The 19,338-nt window shown below is 60.6% G+C and carries 16 protein-coding genes; 8 read left to right on the forward strand and 8 right to left on the reverse strand.

The window, feature by feature from the left end; translation table 11 throughout:
* Nucleotides 1-140: 140 nt before the first annotated feature.
* The 7 genes from ACOZ9V_RS18875 to ACOZ9V_RS18905 all read left to right on the forward strand — a co-directional run bounded on the left by ACOZ9V_RS18875 (nucleotide 141) and on the right by ACOZ9V_RS18905 (nucleotide 9,930).
* On the forward strand, nucleotides 141-629 hold the full coding sequence (locus ACOZ9V_RS18875) for an NUDIX domain-containing protein (protein ID WP_025779589.1): 489 nt from the start codon (nucleotides 141-143) through the stop codon (nucleotides 627-629).
* Nucleotides 626-2,938 carry a DUF6049 family protein gene (locus tag ACOZ9V_RS18880; RefSeq protein WP_434592562.1) on the forward strand — a complete coding sequence of 771 codons (2,313 nt, stop codon included), beginning with the start codon at nucleotides 626-628 and terminating at the stop codon, nucleotides 2,936-2,938. Before ACOZ9V_RS18875 ends, ACOZ9V_RS18880 begins: the two co-directional genes overlap by 4 nt.
* A gap of 3 nt (nucleotides 2,939-2,941) precedes the next feature.
* Complete coding sequence (murJ, locus tag ACOZ9V_RS18885) at nucleotides 2,942-4,561, forward strand: murein biosynthesis integral membrane protein MurJ (protein WP_139909512.1); 1,620 nt, start codon at nucleotides 2,942-2,944, stop codon at nucleotides 4,559-4,561.
* A gap of 22 nt (nucleotides 4,562-4,583) precedes the next feature.
* Nucleotides 4,584-7,112, forward strand: coding sequence for a virulence factor MviN (locus ACOZ9V_RS18890; RefSeq protein ID WP_434592566.1), 2,529 nt, complete (start codon nucleotides 4,584-4,586; stop codon nucleotides 7,110-7,112).
* A gap of 149 nt (nucleotides 7,113-7,261) precedes the next feature.
* Nucleotides 7,262-8,248 (forward strand): thioredoxin-disulfide reductase, encoded by a 987-nt coding sequence (gene trxB, locus ACOZ9V_RS18895; RefSeq protein WP_181272181.1) that lies wholly within the window; start codon nucleotides 7,262-7,264, stop codon nucleotides 8,246-8,248.
* A 123-nt stretch (nucleotides 8,249-8,371) separates the two neighbouring features.
* Nucleotides 8,372-8,689 carry a thioredoxin gene (trxA, locus tag ACOZ9V_RS18900; protein ID WP_434592570.1) on the forward strand — a complete coding sequence of 106 codons (318 nt, stop codon included), beginning with the start codon at nucleotides 8,372-8,374 and terminating at the stop codon, nucleotides 8,687-8,689.
* A gap of 104 nt (nucleotides 8,690-8,793) precedes the next feature.
* The gene (locus ACOZ9V_RS18905; protein WP_434592573.1) at nucleotides 8,794-9,930 is read left to right on the forward strand and encodes a peptidoglycan-binding protein; all 1,137 of its coding nucleotides are present in this window, start codon (nucleotides 8,794-8,796) and stop codon (nucleotides 9,928-9,930) included.
* Nucleotides 9,931-12,767: 2,837 nt separating this feature from the next.
* Here the strand turns inward: ACOZ9V_RS18905 and ACOZ9V_RS18910 are convergent.
* Nucleotides 12,768-13,976, reverse strand: a complete 1,209-nt coding sequence (locus tag ACOZ9V_RS18910) for a ParB/RepB/Spo0J family partition protein (protein ID WP_434592576.1) — start codon at nucleotides 13,974-13,976, stop codon at nucleotides 12,768-12,770.
* Between the two features lie 34 nt (nucleotides 13,977-14,010).
* On the opposite strand from ACOZ9V_RS18910, the gene ACOZ9V_RS18915 reads away from it, so the two are divergent.
* Nucleotides 14,011-14,853: a hypothetical protein gene (locus ACOZ9V_RS18915; protein ID WP_420095396.1), complete on the forward strand. Its 843-nt coding sequence runs from the start codon at nucleotides 14,011-14,013 to the stop codon at nucleotides 14,851-14,853.
* On the opposite strand, the gene ACOZ9V_RS18920 is transcribed toward ACOZ9V_RS18915, so the two are convergent.
* From ACOZ9V_RS18920 to rpmH, 7 genes are all read right to left on the reverse strand, one after another.
* Nucleotides 14,770-15,666 carry a ParA family protein gene (locus ACOZ9V_RS18920; protein WP_139467600.1) on the reverse strand — a complete coding sequence of 299 codons (897 nt, stop codon included), beginning with the start codon at nucleotides 15,664-15,666 and terminating at the stop codon, nucleotides 14,770-14,772. The two genes, ACOZ9V_RS18915 and ACOZ9V_RS18920, sit on opposite strands and share 84 nt — an antisense overlap.
* 67 nt (nucleotides 15,667-15,733) lie before the next feature.
* Complete coding sequence (gene rsmG / locus ACOZ9V_RS18925; protein ID WP_181272180.1) at nucleotides 15,734-16,432, reverse strand: 16S rRNA (guanine(527)-N(7))-methyltransferase RsmG; 699 nt, start codon at nucleotides 16,430-16,432, stop codon at nucleotides 15,734-15,736.
* Nucleotides 16,425-16,982: a protein jag gene (locus ACOZ9V_RS18930; protein ID WP_172173164.1), complete on the reverse strand. Its 558-nt coding sequence runs from the start codon at nucleotides 16,980-16,982 to the stop codon at nucleotides 16,425-16,427. Before ACOZ9V_RS18930 ends, rsmG begins: the two co-directional genes overlap by 8 nt.
* Before the next feature lie 8 nt (nucleotides 16,983-16,990).
* Entirely contained in the window at nucleotides 16,991-17,944 is a 954-nt protein-coding gene (yidC, locus tag ACOZ9V_RS18935) for a membrane protein insertase YidC (protein WP_181272179.1), read from the reverse strand.
* A gap of 132 nt (nucleotides 17,945-18,076) precedes the next feature.
* Nucleotides 18,077-18,433 carry a membrane protein insertion efficiency factor YidD gene (yidD, locus tag ACOZ9V_RS18940; RefSeq protein WP_229664214.1) on the reverse strand — a complete coding sequence of 119 codons (357 nt, stop codon included), beginning with the start codon at nucleotides 18,431-18,433 and terminating at the stop codon, nucleotides 18,077-18,079.
* Nucleotides 18,417-18,782 carry a ribonuclease P protein component gene (gene rnpA, locus ACOZ9V_RS18945; RefSeq protein ID WP_139467604.1) on the reverse strand — a complete coding sequence of 122 codons (366 nt, stop codon included), beginning with the start codon at nucleotides 18,780-18,782 and terminating at the stop codon, nucleotides 18,417-18,419. Before rnpA ends, yidD begins: the two co-directional genes overlap by 17 nt.
* Nucleotides 18,783-18,784: 2 nt before the next feature.
* On the reverse strand, nucleotides 18,785-18,922 hold the full coding sequence (gene rpmH / locus ACOZ9V_RS18950; RefSeq protein ID WP_039211706.1) for a 50S ribosomal protein L34: 138 nt from the start codon (nucleotides 18,920-18,922) through the stop codon (nucleotides 18,785-18,787).
* Nucleotides 18,923-19,338: the final 416 nt, after the last annotated feature.

Raw genomic sequence — 19,338 nt, forward strand, 5'->3', positions numbered from 1 at the left:
CGAGCTCCTTCAATTCTTCAGATCTCTGCTCTTGCCCATGGGAACTCGTCTCCCGCGTCCAGGCGTGAGTTCCGGTCTCCATAAGCCTACCGGGAGCAGATGACACGAAACTTCCAAGCTTCGCCTACTAAGGTAGGAGAATGACCACACCGATGCCCAAGCCGGGACCCCGCACGTCCCGCCGCACCACAGTGGAGGAGATCTCCGCCGGTGGCATCGTTGTCGACTTCTCTCACCCGTTGCTGACCGTGGCCGTCATCGCGCGCATCAATCGCGCCGGCCGGATCGAATGGTGCCTCCCCAAGGGGCATCTCGAAGGAACGGAGACCCCCGCCGAGGCGGCCCGCCGTGAGGTCGAAGAGGAGACCGGGATCGCGGGGCAGATCATCTGCCCGCTGGGAACCGTCGACTACTGGTTCACCGTGACCGGAATCCGGATCCACAAACTCGTCCACCATTTCCTGCTGCGTGCACAGTCGGGGACTCTGACAGTGGATAATGATCCTGACCAAGAAGCGATCGATGCGGCGTGGGTGCCCTTCAATGACCTGCGTTCGCGACTGTCGTTCGCCAATGAGCGCCGAATCGTCGCCGCCGCCCGACCGATGGTGTCCCGACTGGAGCAGTGAAACCCATTCCCATCCGCCGACTGCGATTCCTCACCGCCCTGCTGAGCACGCTCCTGCTGCTCGCAGGGCCGGTTTTCGCATATCCGCTGCTCGATGCCGCCCCGGCCGCAGCCAGCACCGATGCGAATACCGACGCGGACACCGATGCGAAGAAGGATGAGGTCTCGATCACCCTCGACGAGGTGACTCCGTGGATCGATGACAAGGGCACGCTGACCGTGCGGGGAACGATCTCGAACACGACGAAGAAGGCGGTCGAGAAGCCGAGCCTGAGCCTGCAGATGTCGACTCGCAAGCTCGATTCCGAATCCCGCCTGACCGCCTGGAAGCAGGGACAGGCACAGCACCGCACCGTCGCCGATCTCGAACATGATGGAACCGAAGCGAGGAAGAAGGCGAAGAAGGACAAGGACGCCGATTCCGATGACAGCTCGGGAATCACCCTCGACACCTCGTTCGACGACACCGTCGATCCCGGCACCTCCGCGGAATTCACCTTCCGCGTGCCCGCCGATGACCTCGACCTGAGCAAGTCCTCACCCGTAAGTTCCTGGGGCCCGCGGGGGCTGGCGGTTCAGCTCGGCGACGACACCGGTCTGCGAGCCTCTGCGCTCGGCTTCACTACGTGGTACCCGGATCCGGAGTTCGATCAGACGAAGATCAGCCTGCTCGCTCCCGTCACTCTGCCCGGCCATTCCGAGGGCGGGCTCATCCCTTCCGACCGGCTCGATGCCGCCATCGCCGAAGGCGGTTCGCTCGACACGATCGCAAAGCTGCTGGAACACAAAGAGCTCGCTCTGGCGATCGACCCCCGAATCATCGCTTCCTTCGAAGCCGCGATCGCCGAACCGACTCCCGCCGACGCACCGGAGGAGACCGAAGAGCCCGACGGGGGAAGCGGTGAGGAGACTCAGTCGCCACCGGTCGGAGCGCCGGAGAACGATGACGCCGATTCCAGCGGTGCCGAACTCGAAGCCGCAGAGAAGCAGCGCAAACGCCTCGATTCCTGGTATCAGGACTTCGTGGAGGCGGCACAGAAGCACACGGTCGTCGCTCTGCCCTATGGCGATCCCGATCTCAGTGCTCTGCGCGGGACGAAGATCGACCGACTGAGCTCCTTCGCTCAGAAGCAGCGCGAGATCGTCAAGGACGTCTTCCCCGATGCCCGCACGGACATCGCTTGGCCGGTTGCCGGAAGTGCGACGAAGAACGGGCTGCGGGCACTGAAGAAGGCGGGAAATTCCACCGCGATCCTCAGCGATGGTCAGCAGCCTTCGATCACCGGCATCCACGATGATGCGCATTCTCAGACGACGATCACAGATGACGGGGAGTCGACGATCGACACTCTCATCTCGGATACGAAGCTCGCTGACATGAGCGCCGAGGCCATCGCCGAGGACAACCCGGCCGGGGCACTGTCGGAGCTCGTCGCGGAGTCCGCGGTGATCCAATCCGAGGCGCCCTACCGCACTCGCAGCCTGTTCGTTCCGCTCCCACGCGCGGCCGCCTCGGCAAATTGGGAACAGACCGTCGAGGAACTGAGCTCGGCACCGTGGATCGCTCCCACCGAGGTCGACAAGATCCTCGATTCCGGTTCCGAGGCGCGCGGGCTGCTGCGGACGGATGCCGACGCTCCGCACATCCGCAAGCGGGCCGTGAAATCGCTGGCCATGACCCGGGCGAACCAAGCGGACTTCAACAGCGTCTTCAGTGACCGTGACAGCGCCGATATCCGGCTCGACCGCGAACTCCTCACCTGCACCTCGGCGGCGTGGACCCTGGGCCGGAACGCGAACATCTGCGCCGGTCAGGCCCGCGAACAGAGCGAGAACCTCATGGACAGCCTGCACCTGCGCAAGGGCTCGTCCGTCCTCCTCGTCACCGGCGAGAAGACGACGATTCCGGTCACGATCGTCAATGATTCCCCCGCCGAGGCGACGCTGCGGATCCGGATGAAGCCGAACACTCCGCAGCTGCGGGCGCAGGAGACGGAGACCGTCAAGGTGCCTGCCGCGGAGACGATGCGTGTGGACGTGCCCGTCGAGGGCCTCGCCAACGCCGATGTGCCGACGACGATCGAGATGGTCACCGCCGACGAGGTGGTCCTGCCCAAGCAGGAATCACTCATGGTTCGGGTCCGCGCCGATTGGGAGAACATCGGCACCGCTGTGATCGGATTGGCACTGGCCGTGGTGTTCGTGATCGGCTTGATCAAGACCATTTCTCGGGGGCGACCGAAGATCCCCGAACAGCAGCTGGCCGATGCGATGGCCCGCGCCAAGACCGACGACCCCGAAAAGAGGTAGAGCGTGTCCAGCTTCTCATCCCTGGCCCGGTCCTCGGCGATCATGACCGCCGGCACCATGACCTCGCGTGTGCTCGGTTTCGTCAAAGCCTCGATGCTGGCCATGGCGATCGGAGTCACGGCGGTCCAGGCCGATGCCTTCGATATAGCCAACAAGGTGCCGAACACCCTTTACATGCTGCTGGCCGGCGGTGTGGTCAATGCTGTCCTCGTCCCGCAGATCGTGCGTGCCTCCAAACGGGAAGACGGCGGTGCCGACTTCACGAACCGACTGTTGACGCTGTCGTTCCTGCTCCTTGCCGGTGTGAGCATCATCGCCACCGCTGCTGCCCCGCTGCTCGTCTGGCTCTATTCTTCGGGGTGGAGCGAGGAGCAGATGGCGCTGGCTACGGCTTTCGCCTTCTGGTGTCTGCCGCAGCTGTTCTTCTACGGCCTCTACACGCTGCTGGGCCAGGTGCTCAATGCGAAGTCGTCGTTCGGGCCCTATATGTGGGCACCGGTGCTCAACAACGTCGTCGCGATCGCAGGACTTGCCGTCTTCATCCTCATCTTCGGCACGAACAATGCGTCTCCGCACGGGCTCGACACCTGGACCCCGGACAAGATCGCCCTCATCGCCGGAACGGCGACCCTCGGCGTCGCGGCTCAGGCGCTCATCCTCATCTGGCCGCTCAAGCGCATCGGCTTCAGGTACAAACCGACGTTCGGATTCCGGGGAGTCGGTCTCGGCTCGGCAGGCAAGGTCGCCTTCTGGACGTTCGCAGCCATGCTCATCGGCCAGATCGGCTTCCTCATCATCTCCCGCGTCGCCTCGGGGGCGTCGATCCCCGGCGACGGAAACGCCTCGAACGCCGCTTATACGAACGCCTACCTCGTGTTCATGCTCCCGCATTCGCTCATCGCGGTGTCCCTGGCCACGGCGCTGTTCACCTCTCTGGCCAAGAACGCGGCCGAGGAGGACACCGAGGCTGTCGTCGGCGACTTCTCGATGGGTGTGCGGATGGTCGGGATGGTCAACACCTTCGCCCTCGCCGCCCTCGTCGTCCTCGCCTCACCGGTGGCGATGATCATTGCCGGTCCTGGTCGCGAACAGGCCATGGCCATCGGTCTGGTCATCATCACGATGGTCTTCGGCCTCGTTCCCTTCAGCGCGAACTATCTCGCGCAGCGGGTGTTCTACGCCTACGGGGATGCGAAGACCCCGTTCCTCATCCAGCTGCCGCAGATCATCTTCCAGTCCCTGGCGGTGCTCTCGGTATCGATCTTCCCGAAGTCGGTGACGGTGGCGATCATCGGTCTCGTCATGAGCCTCGGCTATCTGATGGCGATGATCATCTCGTTTGCGGTCCTGAAGAAGCGCCTCGGCGCCATCGACCTGCGCGGAATCCTCACCTCGCACATGAAGTTCCTACTCGCTGCGATCGTCGCCGCAGGCGCTGGGTTCGGTCTGCTCTACTTCTTCCCGGACTTCGCCCTGGCTGGACGCTGGCAGGCGTTCATCACCACGGCTGCCGTCGGCACCGTGATGCTCCTGTTCTTCATCGGAGCTTGTTATTTGCTCAGAGTCAGAGAGTTGCATTCGATTATTGGCGTGGTAGCTGGAAAACTAAGGAAAACAGCCTGAGCCCCGTCAATCCCCACCGGAGGTGGTCGCCCTGATCGATATCGAACCCGGCATGGTGGTGGCCGGCCGTTATGTCGTATCGACCGTCGACCGCCGATGGCTTCCCGAAAAGCCCGAGGTCGGTGCCGTCTGTACCGGACTCGATGCGATCCTCGATGAACCCGTGCTCATCCTCGTCGCCGATGCCGACGGTTCCAACGACGTCCTCGAAGCCGCCCGTCGTGTGTCGATCCTCGGTGACCCGCGCATCGCCCCGACCCTCGACGTCGGCCATTCCAACGGACTGGACTACATCGTCATCAAGCGCATCGCGGTGACGCCGTTCAACCAGATCCTGCCCCGTTCGCCGTTGCCCGTCGACGCCGCCTGCGCACTCATCGGCGAGGTCGGCTCGGCGCTAGTGACCTCCGCCAGGCGGGGACTGTTCCACATGTTCCTGCGTCCGAGTCTGGTCGGTCTGACGTCGAAGGGTGCGGTGGTCATCGCAGGCATCGGCATCGATGCGGCACTGGCGCTGGACACCGGGCTCGTCGAGCAGAAGGACTACACGCCGACAAAGGCCTCACGTCGAGACGCCCTCGCGCTCGTCCAGCTCTTCTACACGGCTCTGACCGGATACTGGCCCGGCGAAGAGGCATTCGACGGCATTCCACCTGCGGAGAAAGAGAACGCCCGGATCGCCCGGGCGCAGGCGCTCAACCCCGAGGTCCCTGACAGACTCGATGATTTCGTCAGTGGAATCATCACAGGTTCGGATCCCGGTCCGGGTTCGGTCGCCGAGGTTCTCGGCTATATCGACAAGTGGGACCCGGAACTGCTGCGCTACGTCAATCGCGCTCCGGTGGCGGAGAACGAGAATCTGTTCGATCAGTCGCCGCGCAGCTTTGATGAGGCCACCAGCCTGCCCGCTCCACGTTCGAAGACCATCGGGCCCGGCCCCGGCGGTTCGACCAGCGCCAGCGAAGATCAGGTGCAGGCCGCCCTGGTGCGCATCGGAATCACTCGTCCGGGAACGCGGGGACTGGCGGCCGGAGTGGTCGGAAGCACCACGGGCCGGTATGCCGACAGGATGCAGATGCGCGAGGCCTCGAGCTTCCCGATTGCGAAGGAACAACTCGACAGCGCCGCTCAGGACTGGGAGGAATGGCAGCCGGAGCAGACGTACTCGGAGTATTCGGAGTATGCGGAGCACGAATACGACGAGAACCTCACGACCCCGATCATGAGCCGGGAAGACGATTCGGATCCTGACACTCAGGCACTTGAGATCGTTCCCGAGAACGACGACGAAGGCGATGAGAACGAAACTCGCGTGATCATGGACGGCGAGGACGAGGACGACGGTTCCTGGTTCCTCGGCGGCATGTTCGAAACCAATGAACAGCAGCGCGAGCATCAGCGACGCGAGTATGAACGCGAACGGCGGATCGCGAAGGCCAAGGAAGACGAAGCGCGCAGGCGGCTTGCCGCCTTCGAGGCGAGTTCGGCTGCCCGTCAGCAGGAAGCCAATGCTGCCGCACCGCCGAAGGAGATGCGCCGGCTGTCCCCGGACTCCGTTGACGATCGCAGTGCAGTCGACAACCGGAACACCGGTGGTGAGTCCCGCGCCGAGGCGGCTGAGGGCTCCGAATCTGTGCGCCCTGCTGAGCGCAAGGCCGGGAAACCGCGCCAACAGCACAGCGATTCGACCGGTGCAGCCCAGGCTGGGTCTGTGAAGAACCGAAACAAGGCTGCCGGGACAGCAGGTGCCGCGGCAGCAGGCGTTGCCGGTGCTGCCGCGGCTGCGGGCGCTGCAGCCAAGTCCTCCGGTTCAGCGGCTTCGAGCTCCGCACCCGCAGCTGCCTCAGCCACGGCAGGGGGTGCCGGCACCGGTGGTGCTGGCGGAAGCGCGGCTTCCGGCGGTGCTGGCAGCGGTTCGGGTGGAGCAGGCCCCGACGAGCGGGATCCAGCCGCCACTCGGAAACCCTTCCTGTGGCTGGTTCTCGGCCTCGCGGTCGTTGCCGCAATCGTGCTCGGCATCGTCATCGTCGGCTTCAACTCGGGAGACGAGGAGTCCACTCCGGTCTCCGAGACGTCCGCAGCGAGCGAGCAGCCGACGAAGAAGGAAGAGAAGAAGACTCCGAAAGCCGATCCTCCGAAGATCAAGACGGTCGAATCCCTCGACCCCGAAGGCGACGGATCGGAACACGACAGTGAAACCGAGAACGTCATTCCCAAGACCGAAGGATCCTGGAACACCGACCGGTACAACTCGGCGAGCTTCGGCAATCTCAAATCCGGTGTCGGTCTGCTCTTCGAGTTCGAGGACGAGTCCACCATCAGCAAGGTGAAGGTGGCGTCGGGGAACTCCGGAGGCAAGTTCGAGATCCGTGACGGGGACGACCCCGAGGACGCGAAGGTCATCGGCGAAGGCGTCTTCGATGCCGACGGCGCCGTCACCGTGGAGTTCGATGAAGACGTCGAGACGGACAAGCTCATCCTCTGGGTCACTGAACTTCCGCAGACCGATGGCGGCTATAAGGCCACCATCAGCTCTGTGAAGTTCTTCTGAACCGACCAGCAGTTCCTCGTACCCTGATGCCGGACAGGATGCGGGTGCGGAATAGTCCGCGGCACCGTACCGTTATAGATACGAACGTCAATTCGCGCGGCACTCCGCGGCGCGCTGAGCACAGCAGATAGAAGCAGGGAACTTTTCACATGACTGATACTCAACTGGTGATCATCGGATCGGGGCCAGCCGGCTACACCGCGGCCGTCTACGCGGCCCGTGCGAACCTCTCGCCGGTCGTCATCGCAGGATCGGTGACCGCAGGCGGCGAACTGATGAACACCACCGACGTCGAGAACTTCCCTGGATTCCCCGCCGGTGTGCAGGGGCCCGAACTCATGGAGAGCATGCGAGAGCAGGCTGAGAAGTTCGGTGCCGAGGTCATCTACGACGATGTCGAGACCCTCAAACTCAACCCGGGTGCTCACGAGATCGAGACCGCTCTGGGGTCGCGTTACACAGCCAAGGCCGTGATCCTGGCAACGGGTTCGGCATACCGCGAGCTCGGACTGCCCAACGAGAAGAAGCTCTCCGGGCACGGAGTCAGCTGGTGCGCCACCTGTGACGGATTCTTCTTCCGTGATCAGCACATCGCTGTCATCGGCGGCGGCGACTCCGCACTCGAGGAGGCCACCTTCCTCACCCGCTTCGCGTCCAAGGTCACGCTGGTCCACCGTCGGCAGGAGATGCGTGCTTCGCAGGCCATGCAGGACCGCGCGAACGCCGATGAGAAGCTCGAGTTCCTCCTCGACTCCGAGGTCGCCGAAGTCCACGGTGAAGATTCCCTCACCGGGCTGACCATCCGCAACACCGTCACTGGGGAGACCTCAGAACTGCCGGTGACCGGCATGTTCGTGGCTATCGGTTCCGACCCGCGCACAAGCCTGTTCGCCGATCAGCTCGAGATGCGCGCCGACGGGTACCTCAGCGTCGACGGTCGCACCTCGAAGACGTCTGTCGAGGGCGTCTTCGCAGCAGGCGACGTCATCGACTCGGTCTATCGTCAGGCCATCACTGCTGCCGGTTCGGGCTGCTCGGCCGCCCTCGACGCCGAACATTACCTCGGCGACCTCGAAGCTGCTTCAAAGCCCGCCATGGCGGAAGCAGCAGTGGCCGAAGCCTCAGTCGCTTCCTGATCCCGAAACACCCGCTCGTATCGCTGCGCTTGACAGCACAGCGGGCCGAGCGAATAGGCCCGGGAATGAAAGATCCAGCTCCACTGTTCTGATAGAGACATTCGTTGTGAAGGAAGGTTACTCATGTCGACAGAAGTCACTGATGCCACGTTCGAAGATAACGTACTGAAGTCCGACAAGCCCGTACTCGTCGATTTCTGGGCTCCTTGGTGCGGCCCCTGCCGTATGGTCAGCCCCATCGTCGACCAGATCGCCGAAGAGCACGGAGACAAGCTCAACGTGGTCAAGGTCAACACTGACGAGAATCTCGAGACCGCAAGCACCTATGGAATCACCTCGATTCCGGCGCTCTACGTCTTCAAGGACGGCGAAGTCGCCAAGACCATCATCGGCGCACGTCCGAAGCCCGCTCTCGAGGATGAGCTCTCCGACTTCATCTGATCGAGTTCTAAGGCGCCTGTTGTAATATCAACGGGCGCCTTAGGCATTTCTGAGCGCCGCTGAACACTGACCCTCGAAACGCATCACCTACGATTGGCAACGCATTGACGAACACGAACTTACCGCGCTATTCGCGTGGCGACATTTCCGAGATGCTGCCCAATATCAAAGCTCAGATGGCCCGTTTAGGGCTCCATGTCGGTGATACCGAGACCGCGGACTTCGATCGAGCCTTTGAGCTGGGTGTCCGCCAGTTCCAGCAGGATCGAGGGATCCTCTGCGACGGTGTGTTGGGTCCTGAGACGTTTTCTGCGCTGGAACAGGCCCGATATCAGTTGGGTGACCGTGTGCTCCGATTCGACCCCGTCAGGGTGCTGACAGGCGATGATGTCGTCGACCTCCAGACCAAACTCGCCGGCCTGGGGTTCTATCCAGGTCGTATCGATTCCGAGTACGCGTCTCTGACCGAGGCAGCGGTCAAGGAACTGCAGATGAGTTTGGGTACGAAGGTCGACGGTGTCACGGGACCACAGACTCTGCGCGGACTCAACGCGATCGACCGCAACCAGGACACCGGCAATCTCTTCGCGCTTCAGGAACGTGCACGTGTGGCAGCCTCGGGCACATCCCTCGTCGGCCGCACTTTCGTCATCGAGGCGGCAACTACAGTTGTAGATTTCCAGACGTTGCCGATGACCGACGAGCAATCTGCCCTCGAACGTCAGATCACTTCAGACATAGCAAGTCGCCTTGTCGGTCGTTTGGAAGCCATCGGAGCGGGGGCTCTTCTCCTTGAAGGCGATGCTGTCGAGGTCAATCGTGCAGATATACTCGGTGCATCTGCGGTCATCACCGTCACGGCAGATGTCAGCAAGTCCAAGGATGCCAACGGACTGGCAACTTTTTACTTCGGCCACGAACGTCAGGCGGATCTCAACTCGCCCACAGGGCAAAAGCTGGCGGAGCTGATCCAAGGCGAACTGGTCGCACGGACCGGAATGCTGGACTGCCGCACGCATGCGCGCACGTGGTCATCACTCAAACGACTGAAGACACCGAAGGTGCATGTCGTCAGCGGTTACCTCACCAACCCTGACGATCTCGAGAATCTCAAGGATCCGCATGTCAGAGACGCGATTGCCGACGGCATAGCCGCTGCGCTCCAGCGCCTCTACATTCTTGAGGACAGAGATCCGCAGACCGGCACACTCAGTCTCGATGCCATCAAGGCGCTGAACTAGTCACCCAGCTTCAACCTCGCTGCCTCCAGAGCCGTGCTTCTTGAATAGGAGCACGGCTTTTCTCGCCTCAGTCTTGGCCCTCTGGAGACAAAGCACCAGACGACTAACCACAGAGAACAGGCGCTCGCTTCAAGCACCGAAGACGGGTTGATACAACTCAGGGACAACACCTACAACGGACAACGGTCGACCCGCACTAACCCCGCGCAGCGCGCGTACCGAACCCTACCGACCTCCCAGCATGGGCTCGGGAGAGATATGTTTCACGTGAAACGACAGCCTGGGTAGACTTCAATCGACGAATCGCCCGAGCCACAAGGGCCCTCCTTTGAGGAGCGAAGCCATCTGGACGACTGCCTGCTCATTGAAACTCTCGGCCACAACCTCGAATAGCTTCGCAGCGACCATACACACGAACTGAGTTGCTCTCACACGACGCCGAAAAAGGCTAGTCCAGTTCCGTCGTTCCACGTGAAACCATACGAGCTTTCCGATGGCGCAAGACCAATGACTATAACATTACCCAGAAACCCCGGCTGACATCACGGCATCCTTATGACGTCGAACTAACCCGCCCTTCACTGCCCATGCATTTTCGGGGACGCCGGCTCTAATCACGTCGACAGCGCCATCATTGCGAACGGACGATTCACTGGACCAGCCAGAGACGGTAGTCGACAGTACTCGCGTTCGGCACAGAGAAATATCAGGTATCGGGGCGCTGAGAGTCCCCGACCCTATACTCATTACATCCAGTACTACTAGGGCTGTTCGTTCAGCTCAAAGACGTGTGTTGAATAGCAGCGCGTCTCTTATCAGTGCTCGGTTGTTTCACGTGAAACAACGAAGCGAAGAGGCCGTAGTTTCGACGATGACCCCCTGAGTTGGGGATATGACCTGTGCGCAGAACATGATCTAGTTCCCGCCTCAGCCCAGCAGACTGAAACAACCAGAAGTTCTATCCCACCCGCATACGCCTCAATACGCGGAGAACAGCTATCTTCGCGTCGAGTAGATGCGCTCACCAGCCGTGCGATAGTACTCGCCAGCGCGTGTTTCACGTGAAACGCACGCTACACCGGAAACTAGTCGTCAGCAGATCACCGGTAGGGGGTGATCATCTCGCAAGCGCACCGATAGTGGACTGAGCACGCACGAGCCAGACGAAGCCTTCCCACGCAACACAAAGCGAACCAGCACCGGCGCTCGCATGATGCCAACTTTGGGCAATTACGACACACTCGACACCGGCAAAGAATGGGCAACCCAAACGTTGTATCAATGATCCTGACTCCGACTACTTCTTTCGGTGCACTTCGAGAGGCAGCTCGTTGCATCTCAATCGCTTGAAACGAGGTTGCACGTGAAACATCGCCATATACCCAGTTCCTCATGAGACGAAGTGCTCTGGTTCCGTGAAGATCGTTGAAAATACTCGCCAAGTCACAACCCCTGAGTTCAGCGAATCCCGCCATTTGCTCTCATCTGCTCCCGCGAATAGAGGCTACGTGGGCCCCCGAGGAGAGATCCCGTTGATGTATTTCAGTGTCTTGTGGAGCGGTGACCACCGGTGGGCAGCTATTGATTCGCGACTAAACCGCGCGCGGCAACCTTGAACTATAGAAGTGTTTGTGTGAACAAACGAGCCCGAAGACACGGTGTGTTTTGATGAATGCCATTCGACTGACAGCTGTTTCACGTGAAACACCACTCGCACGTTGCCCCTGGTGCTCTATACCCGCGAACACCTTGCCGGCTCATATCCAACGCCCCGTCGGATCCGTATTCACGCTGATTCTCCATCCCGCGCAACCGGAATATGCGGCTACAGTGGTCCATACTCTGCCTGCTACCGGCACTCCAACAGCCGGAAAAGGAGCTGGTGGAAGCGGAAGGGAAGCTTTGAATGCCTCTCTATACTTCCGACATACATTCTCTCAGGAAGAGACATGCGTTGACTGAGAACCCCAAATCACCACTCGATTCACCGTCAGACGATTGATGCGATCAGAGTCCTAGCAGAGCTCCAGATCGCACGTCACCTACCTAGTCACCTGAGACTCCCGGACGCATCAAACATGGTTTCACGTGAAACAGAGATTCAGCCCGTGCGTCTTCGGGGAGTGACGCAGACGCTTGAGAACCAACATACCGCGTTTGAGTCTAAGGAGGCTCAGTAGGGTCCAGATGTGGTTGTGGAAAGCCGCGCTGCCTGTTGCACAGCCATAGCACCGACCTGTTTCACGTGAAACAGGGACCGGTCCACGCGCCATGCCTACCCTCCAACAAGTAATCCAAGCCGTCCGAAACCAGGACCTGGCTACTCCAGGGGAAGTTCCGACAACCGATCCGTCTCGTCTGTCTCACGTGAAACAAGACTTCAGGAAAATTCCTCTCGCAATGAAGACCACATCCCACGGTATCGGGCCACCTGCCCACATCAATGAGGCTATGGATTCCTGGAGTCCACCTCTTGACAGCGGAACATGCTCGCTCAGCAGGGCGCACATAGCAGCTGCAAGAGCCACCCCTGTGGACCTTCATACTAGGGTTCTTCTGAATGCATTTCGTCTGTTTGCCAGAAGAAGCTCGAATTCCATCAACAACCGCGTTCAACGGATGGAGAGTCGACGCCGAACGAACCTGCAGTCGCGCCGTTTCACGTGAAACGGTGTGAACGCCATTGCACAAGCGAGAGAGTGGCCTAATACCGTCAATAGCGAACTTGTGGATACCGGCGCGTTGAATTGATACGACAGCCTCAACCGAGTTCCGCATAATGGAAATGGGCTTCGGGGCGAACACCCCGAAGCCCATCTTCGCCTATAGCAAGCCGCTCACAGCGCGTCCTCGTTCGGGATACCCAAAAGACCGAGAATACGGTCGAGGTCCTCTTGGTTCGCGAACTCCACACTCAGCTTGCCCTTGCGTTTGCCAACGGAGATGTTCACCTTAGTGTCGAGTCGATCACCCAAACGTTCAGCTACAGCGATGAACTCAGGGGACACCTTGGTCGTTGCACGTGAAACATTGATGGAGTCGCCTCGGTTGAGCAGCACGACAGCTTCTTCCGATGCCCTGACGGACAGACCCTCAGCAACGATCCGCTGCGCCAGCACTTCCATATGCTCCGGATCGCGCAGTCCGAGAATCGCTCGAGCGTGACCGGCCGAGATGACGCCGGCAGCGACCCGCCTCTGCACCAGAGGAGGAAGACGCAGCAGACGCAGGGTATTAGAGATCTGAGGACGAGAACGCCCGATGCGCTCGGAGAGTTCTTCCTGCGTACACCCGAAGTCCTCGAGCAGCTGGCCATAAGCCGCTGCCTCTTCAAGCGGATTGAGCTCTGCACGATGCAGGTTCTCCAAAAGCGCATCACGGAGAAGGTCTGTATCTTCGACATACCGGATGATTGCCGGAATCGTCGACAGACCAGCGTCCTTCGTCGCGCGAAGACGCCTCTCACCCATGATGAGCTCGAAGCGCGAGCGGTCGCTCGGCTTCTGCCTGACTACGACAGGCTGAAGGACACCGATCTCACGAATGCTGTGGACCAATTCCGCCAGCAGATCTTCATCGAAGACCGTTCGCGGCTGCCTGGGGTTCGCATCGATGAGATCGACATCGATCTCACCGAATTCGGTATCCGGAATCGACTCGACACCTTCGAAATCGTCGAGTTCGCCCTCATCGGCAGTCTCTACGGTGTCGGAGTCACCCGGCTGTCCGATTGAAGCTGAACGGCTCGTCCCGTTATCGGATTCGGAAGCTGTCGAAGGTTCTGATTCCGAGGCCGCCGCCGGACGGGTCTCGTCTAGGGCATCCACTGCCTCTGATTCGACTATATTCGTAGTAGCAACATGTTCGTCAACTCCGCTGACACCGGACTGGCCTTCTTCATCCGCCTCGTTGTCAGCATGGCTTCGCCCAGATGACGTGTATACGCCGGGATGCGTTTCTCGAACATCATCCTCGGCCGACGATGCCGATGCAGTTGCCGAAGTGGCCTCTGGGACCTGAGGGTCATTGACGAGGTCAGAACTCACGTCAACAGCTTCATTGTCAGCCACTTGAACCGAAGTGGAATCAGCAGACGAGCTCGCCGCTGGAGTCTCAACTTCGCCTGAGCCCGTTGCTGAGTCAGAGACCGAGGCGGAGGACGATGTCTTCCGCGTCGTATTCTTCGGCGCTGCAGACGCCTTCTGTGCGCTCTCAACTGAGGAAGCAGAGGACGGACCGGACGCCGGCCGAGCAGAAGAAGACCCAGCCTTCGTCTTCGTTGACGTCGATTTGGCGCCAGCAGAAGTTCTGGAGGAACCGCTCCCGGTCGCCTTCTGTGCAGTCGCCTTCGATGCGTTCGACTTCACCGTCGATGCCTTCGTTCCCGACGTCTTGGAGGTCGCCGTCTTCGTCCCTGTCGACTTAGACGCAGTGGACTTAGAAGCGGTCGGTTCAGCGGCGGTGGACTTCGAACCTGCGGCCTTGGACGCAGAGGCCTTGGACGACGCAGCCTTGGTCGTTCCCGATTTTGTCGCCCCGGCCTTCGCCGACCCGGCCTTCGAAGATGCTGTCTTCGAGGCAGCCGCCTCAGTCTCAGTATCTGCCCCGGAAGTCGTGGACGGCGATCGAGTTGTCCCGGATGCCTTCGGCTTGCGTCGTCGGGACGACTGCATCGACGCCGCTGGGTCCGTGCGCGCAGTGCGTGACGTCTTCGTCTCGCTCTCGCGTTTGCCGTCTTCCGAGTTCCCGCCGGAGAAGAAGACATCGACCGGACGATCATTGGAGTTCGCGTCGGGGATCAATGCTCCGAGTCCGCGCCCCAGGCCCCTCTTTTTGCGTTCAGCCACGACTTACTCCTCGATTCGCAATTTCTTCGGCGGCTTCCCGATAGGACAGGGCACCGCTGGAATGTGGGTCATATGAGATCACGGTCTGGCCATAGCTCGGTGCTTCGGAGATCCTCACCGAACGTGGAATGGCAGTACCGAGGACCTGCTCCGGGAAGTGAGTGCGCACATCCTCGGCGACCTGAGCACTGAGGTTCGTCCGTCCGTCATACATCGTCAGCAGAATCGTCGTGATCGCCAATTCGGGATTGAGGTGCTTCTGGATGAGCTGGATGTTCTTCAGCAGCTGGCTGAGGCCCTCGAGTGCGTAGTATTCACACTGGATCGGGATGAGGACCTCGCGAGCGGCCACGAAAGCGTTCACCGTCAGCAGACCGAGGCTGGGCGGGCAGTCGATGATGATGTAGTCGACGCGGTCTCCCGCTGCTTCCTCCTCCTTGAGGTAGATGCCCAAGGCACGCTGCAGTCGCTGTTCACGTGCGACGAGAGACACGAGTTCGATCTCCGCGCCGGCGAGGTCGATGGTGGCCGGTACGCATTTGAGAGTGTCGAAGTCCGGACACTGCGCCACCGCCTCGCGCATGGGAACGTCATCGATGAGGACGTCATAGATGCTCGTGACCTCGGAATAGTGGTCGATGCCCAGGGCGGTGCTCGCGTTTCCCTGCGGATCGATGTCGATGAGCAGCACATTGAGCCCCTGATTGGCCAGGGCCGCTGCGATGTTCACCGCCGTCGTGGTCTTTCCGACGCCACCCTTCTGGTTCGCGATCGTGAAGATACGGGTCGAGTCCGGCCGTGGAAAGGTTGTCTGCGACAGTCGATCCGCTCGCCGGTTGTCCCGTGCAATCGCGGCACCAATGGGAGACGACTCATCCATGATCGGCATAGGGCGCACTCCATCATCCATCGGTTTCACAAGGCTCTCATCCAGCCTAGACCAACTCTACTTCGTACTATTTCTTGACGATCTCGACGACACGACTCGGGGCCTCGAGGATGCCGCCGCCATCAACGACGTGGATCTGAGGTTGGGACAGTCGATACCGCTTGATCAGTTTCTTCGCTTTGACCAGCTCGCCTTCGACGGAAGCTCCTTTGAGGGCGAGGATCCGGCCCCCGGGGCTGATCACCTCGCGGGTCCATTCGATGAGAGTCGTCATCGCCTTGACAGCGCGTGCGGTGACGACCGTGAACATCTCCTCGTCGACGAGTTCCTCGACGCGTGCTCGCACGATTCGCACATTCTTCAGGCCCAGATCGTCGACGACCATGGTCAGCCATTCGACGCGGCGTTCCATCGGCTCGATGAGGACGATCTTCGCCTCGGGGCGCATCAGTGCGATCGGAATACCCGGCAATCCGGCACCGCTGCCGACATCACCGACGACATCATCATCATTGATGTGTTCGGCAACCACAGCGCAGTTGAGAATATGCCGGGTCCACAGTCGATCGACCTCGCGCGGTCCGATGAGACCCCACTCGATTCCGGTCGTGGCCAGGTGCTCGGCATACCGCTGCGCGGCAGGGTAAGCCGTACCGAAGTACTCTTCAGTGCCAGCCGGAGGCGTCTCGATCTCCGCTGTCGTCGACTCGGTCGAGAGCTCTGCCTCGGTCGAAAGCTCGGGGTCGTTCTCGGGCTGATCAGTCATCGGCGAGCCGGATGACGACGTGACGACCGTCGCCCTCACCCTCGGACTCCGAGACCAGGCCGGCACGAGCTGCTTGGTCATGGATGATCTTGCGCTCGAAGCTGTTCATCGGCTTGAACGCGAACTCCTCGCCGCCGTCCTTGACTTCGGCGATCGCGCGCTTGGCCTTCTTGATCAGCTCTTCGCGACGGCTGTTGCGGAAACCGTCGATATCGAGCATCAGCCACGAGCGCTGACCGGTCTGGGTCTGCACCGCCAGACGACTGAGTTCCTGCAGCGCACCGAGGGTGCGGCCCTCGCGGCCGACCAGGGTGCTCAGGTTAGAGTCCTCGTCGTCCTCGCAGACGATGGACAGCTGTGCACGGCCGTCGGCGACATCGATATCGATATCGCCATCGATGTCGGCCAGATCCATCAGCTCTTCGAGGTAGTCCGCAGCGATCTCGCCCTCTTCTTCGAGGAGTTCGGCACGGCTCGGCTTCGGCGAGGTCTCCTCCGGAGTCTCTTCCGGTGTCTGTTCGGAGGTCTCGTCGATCTTCTCTTCGGTCATGTCTGTCCTCAGCGCTTCTTGTTCTTCTTACGGTTCTTGCTCACGGGCTGCTGCCGCTGGCCGCTCTTCTTCGGGGCCTCCTCGGTGACGGTCGATTCCTTGAGCTCATCCTGCTTCAGAGTCTTGCCCTTGCGAGCCTTGCGCTCAAGCATCTCCTTCTCGGCCTTCGAGCCGGGAGCGGGCATATTGCGGATGACCATGTGCTGCTGGGCCATCGTCCAGGTGTTCGAGACCAACCAGTAGATGAGGACACCGAGCGGGAAGTAGATGCCGCCGATGCCGAAGACGAGAGGCATCACGTAGAGCAGCATCTTCTGCGACTGCATCATCGGATTGGCCATCGCCGACTCCGACATGTTCTTCGCCATCATCTGCTTCTGCGTGATGAACATGGTGGCGGCCATGATGACGATGAGGACACCTGTCAGCAGCTTGACCGCAAAGCCCGGGTCGGTGAAGACCGCCGAAAGGCTGATGCCGAAGATCGACGAATTCTCAGCCTGGATCGCCAGCTGCTGTGTGAAACCGCCGATGGCTCCCACATCACCGGAAGCGACTTTCGGCATGTTGTGGATGACGCGGAAAAGCGAGAAGAAGATCGGCATCTGCACGAGCAGCGGCAGACATGATGCCCACGGGCTCGTCTTGTTGTCACGGAACAGCGCCATCTGCTCTTCGGCCATGGCCTGACGGGAGTACTGGTCCTTCTTGCCCTTGTACTTCGCCTGCAGGCGCTGGATCTCCGGCTGCAGCAGCTGCATCTTGCGCTGCGACTTGATCTGGTAGACGAAGAGAGGGATGAGGAGAGCACGGATGACCACGGTCAGTCCGGCGATCGAAAGCACCCAGGTCCAACCGCTGTCGGCCGGGAGACCGATTGCGGTGAAGATCTCGTGGAAGATCGCGAGGATCCAAGCAACTACCCACTGCAGCGGGTAGAGCAGCTTGTCCATCCAGTCCATTCAGTTCTCCTCGTTACACCGATTCTTGCGCGAAGTTCATTTTGCCATTGTTCACAGGTCTGCGCGACACGACGTGTGCCCCGAGGCAGTCCGCTTCTTCACGCTCGTGCGCGGACTGCAAGTTCAATATATTCAGGTGTGTGCCTGACCGCGGTGGATGGTCTTCGACCTGGCCTCCCGCGCCGAGCCCGGCACATGGTCGACACCTCCGTGCGACCACGGATTGCACCGCAGTATGCGCCACCCAGTTAACACCACGCCCTTGAGAACTCCGTGTATCTCGAACGCCTCGAGACCGTACATGGAGCAGCTGGGATAGTAGCGACACACTTGGCCGTAGAGAGGTGAGATCACGATCCGATAGGCGCGGATGAACCAGACGAACGGCATCCTCGGTCCGATCAGGACGATCCAGCCGAGTGTCGGCCAGAAACCTGCCGGCCGGTGGGGCACCTCGGAGACATGCTTCAAATCATGCTCGGCGTCCACGACGTTCCAGCTTCTTCTCTGCCTTGACCAGCAGCTCGTCGACCTCGGCGGACAGAACGCTGAAGTCGGCCTGTCCGGCATGCGGCAGTGCCCGGATGACGAACAGATCTCCTGCTCTCAGCTCTCCGAGTCGCGCACGCATGATCTCGCGCAGCCGACGTTTGGTGCGGTTGCGCACCACGGCGTTGCCGACGGCCTTGGATACGATGAAACCCACGCGTGCAGCGTGGGTATCATCGGTGTCTCTCAGGCTGTGCGCCATGAGATGCTCTGTGCGCACCCGGACCCCGGCTCTGAAGATTCGTCTGAAGTCTTCGCCGCTGCGGATCCGATGTGCCGCGTCAAGCATGCTCAGGCCGAAATGTCGGAACGTCCCTTGCGACGACGTGCAGCCAGGATCGAGCGGCCCGCGCGGGTGCGCATACGCAGACGGAAGCCGTGCTTCTTGGCGCGCTTACGGTTATTGGGCTGGAATGTACGCTTGCTCACTTCAGTCTCCGATTTCTAGGTTGCGGGTGAACGCCGGTGCGTTCTCACAAAAAACGGCGGTACGAGTCTCGACCGCCGAGCACTCCTGTGCATAAGAGCCAAAAGATAATCAGGATAATCGGATGAAGCCCGGTACACAGGACACTCCATCTTAGCGAGGCGCTATCCGAGCGGTCAAACGGGATCCGCATGTTTCACGTCACGCTCGCCCGAAATTCATCGCCGTTCGCGTTTCCGTCACCAACCCTCGTCCACAAGTCACACCCATGTAGTTTTCCACAAGCTTATCCACGAGTGTGGAGATTCACTGGGCTGAGTCGGCACTGATCCACATTCTGTGGAAAACTATGTGGAAGTCATGCACAGGTGTGGATCACGCCAGAACGAATTTTTTTGAAAGCTGAGGAAATGTGACG

Origin of the sequence: Brevibacterium sp. 1718 (genome assembly GCF_051131255.1) — a bacterium.
GTDB classification, from domain to species: Bacteria; Actinomycetota; Actinomycetes; order Actinomycetales; family Brevibacteriaceae; genus Brevibacterium; species Brevibacterium sediminis.

What these genes read in the sequence shown, in the direction of transcription:
- ACOZ9V_RS18875 (WP_025779589.1), top strand. Translation starts at nt 141, where the DNA reads ATGACCACACCGATGCCCAAGCCGGGACCCCGCACGTCCCGCCGCACC.
- trxB (WP_181272181.1), top strand. Translation starts at nt 7,262, where the DNA reads ATGACTGATACTCAACTGGTGATCATCGGATCGGGGCCAGCCGGCTAC.
- trxA (WP_434592570.1), top strand. Translation starts at nt 8,372, where the DNA reads ATGTCGACAGAAGTCACTGATGCCACGTTCGAAGATAACGTACTGAAG.
- ACOZ9V_RS18920 (WP_139467600.1), bottom strand. Translation starts at nt 15,666, where the DNA reads ATGCCGATCATGGATGAGTCGTCTCCCATTGGTGCCGCGATTGCACGG.
- rsmG (WP_181272180.1), bottom strand. Translation starts at nt 16,432, where the DNA reads ATGACTGATCAGCCCGAGAACGACCCCGAGCTTTCGACCGAGGCAGAG.
- ACOZ9V_RS18930 (WP_172173164.1), bottom strand. Translation starts at nt 16,982, where the DNA reads ATGACCGAAGAGAAGATCGACGAGACCTCCGAACAGACACCGGAAGAG.
- yidC (WP_181272179.1), bottom strand. Translation starts at nt 17,944, where the DNA reads ATGGACTGGATGGACAAGCTGCTCTACCCGCTGCAGTGGGTAGTTGCT.
- rnpA (WP_139467604.1), bottom strand. Translation starts at nt 18,782, where the DNA reads ATGCTTGACGCGGCACATCGGATCCGCAGCGGCGAAGACTTCAGACGA.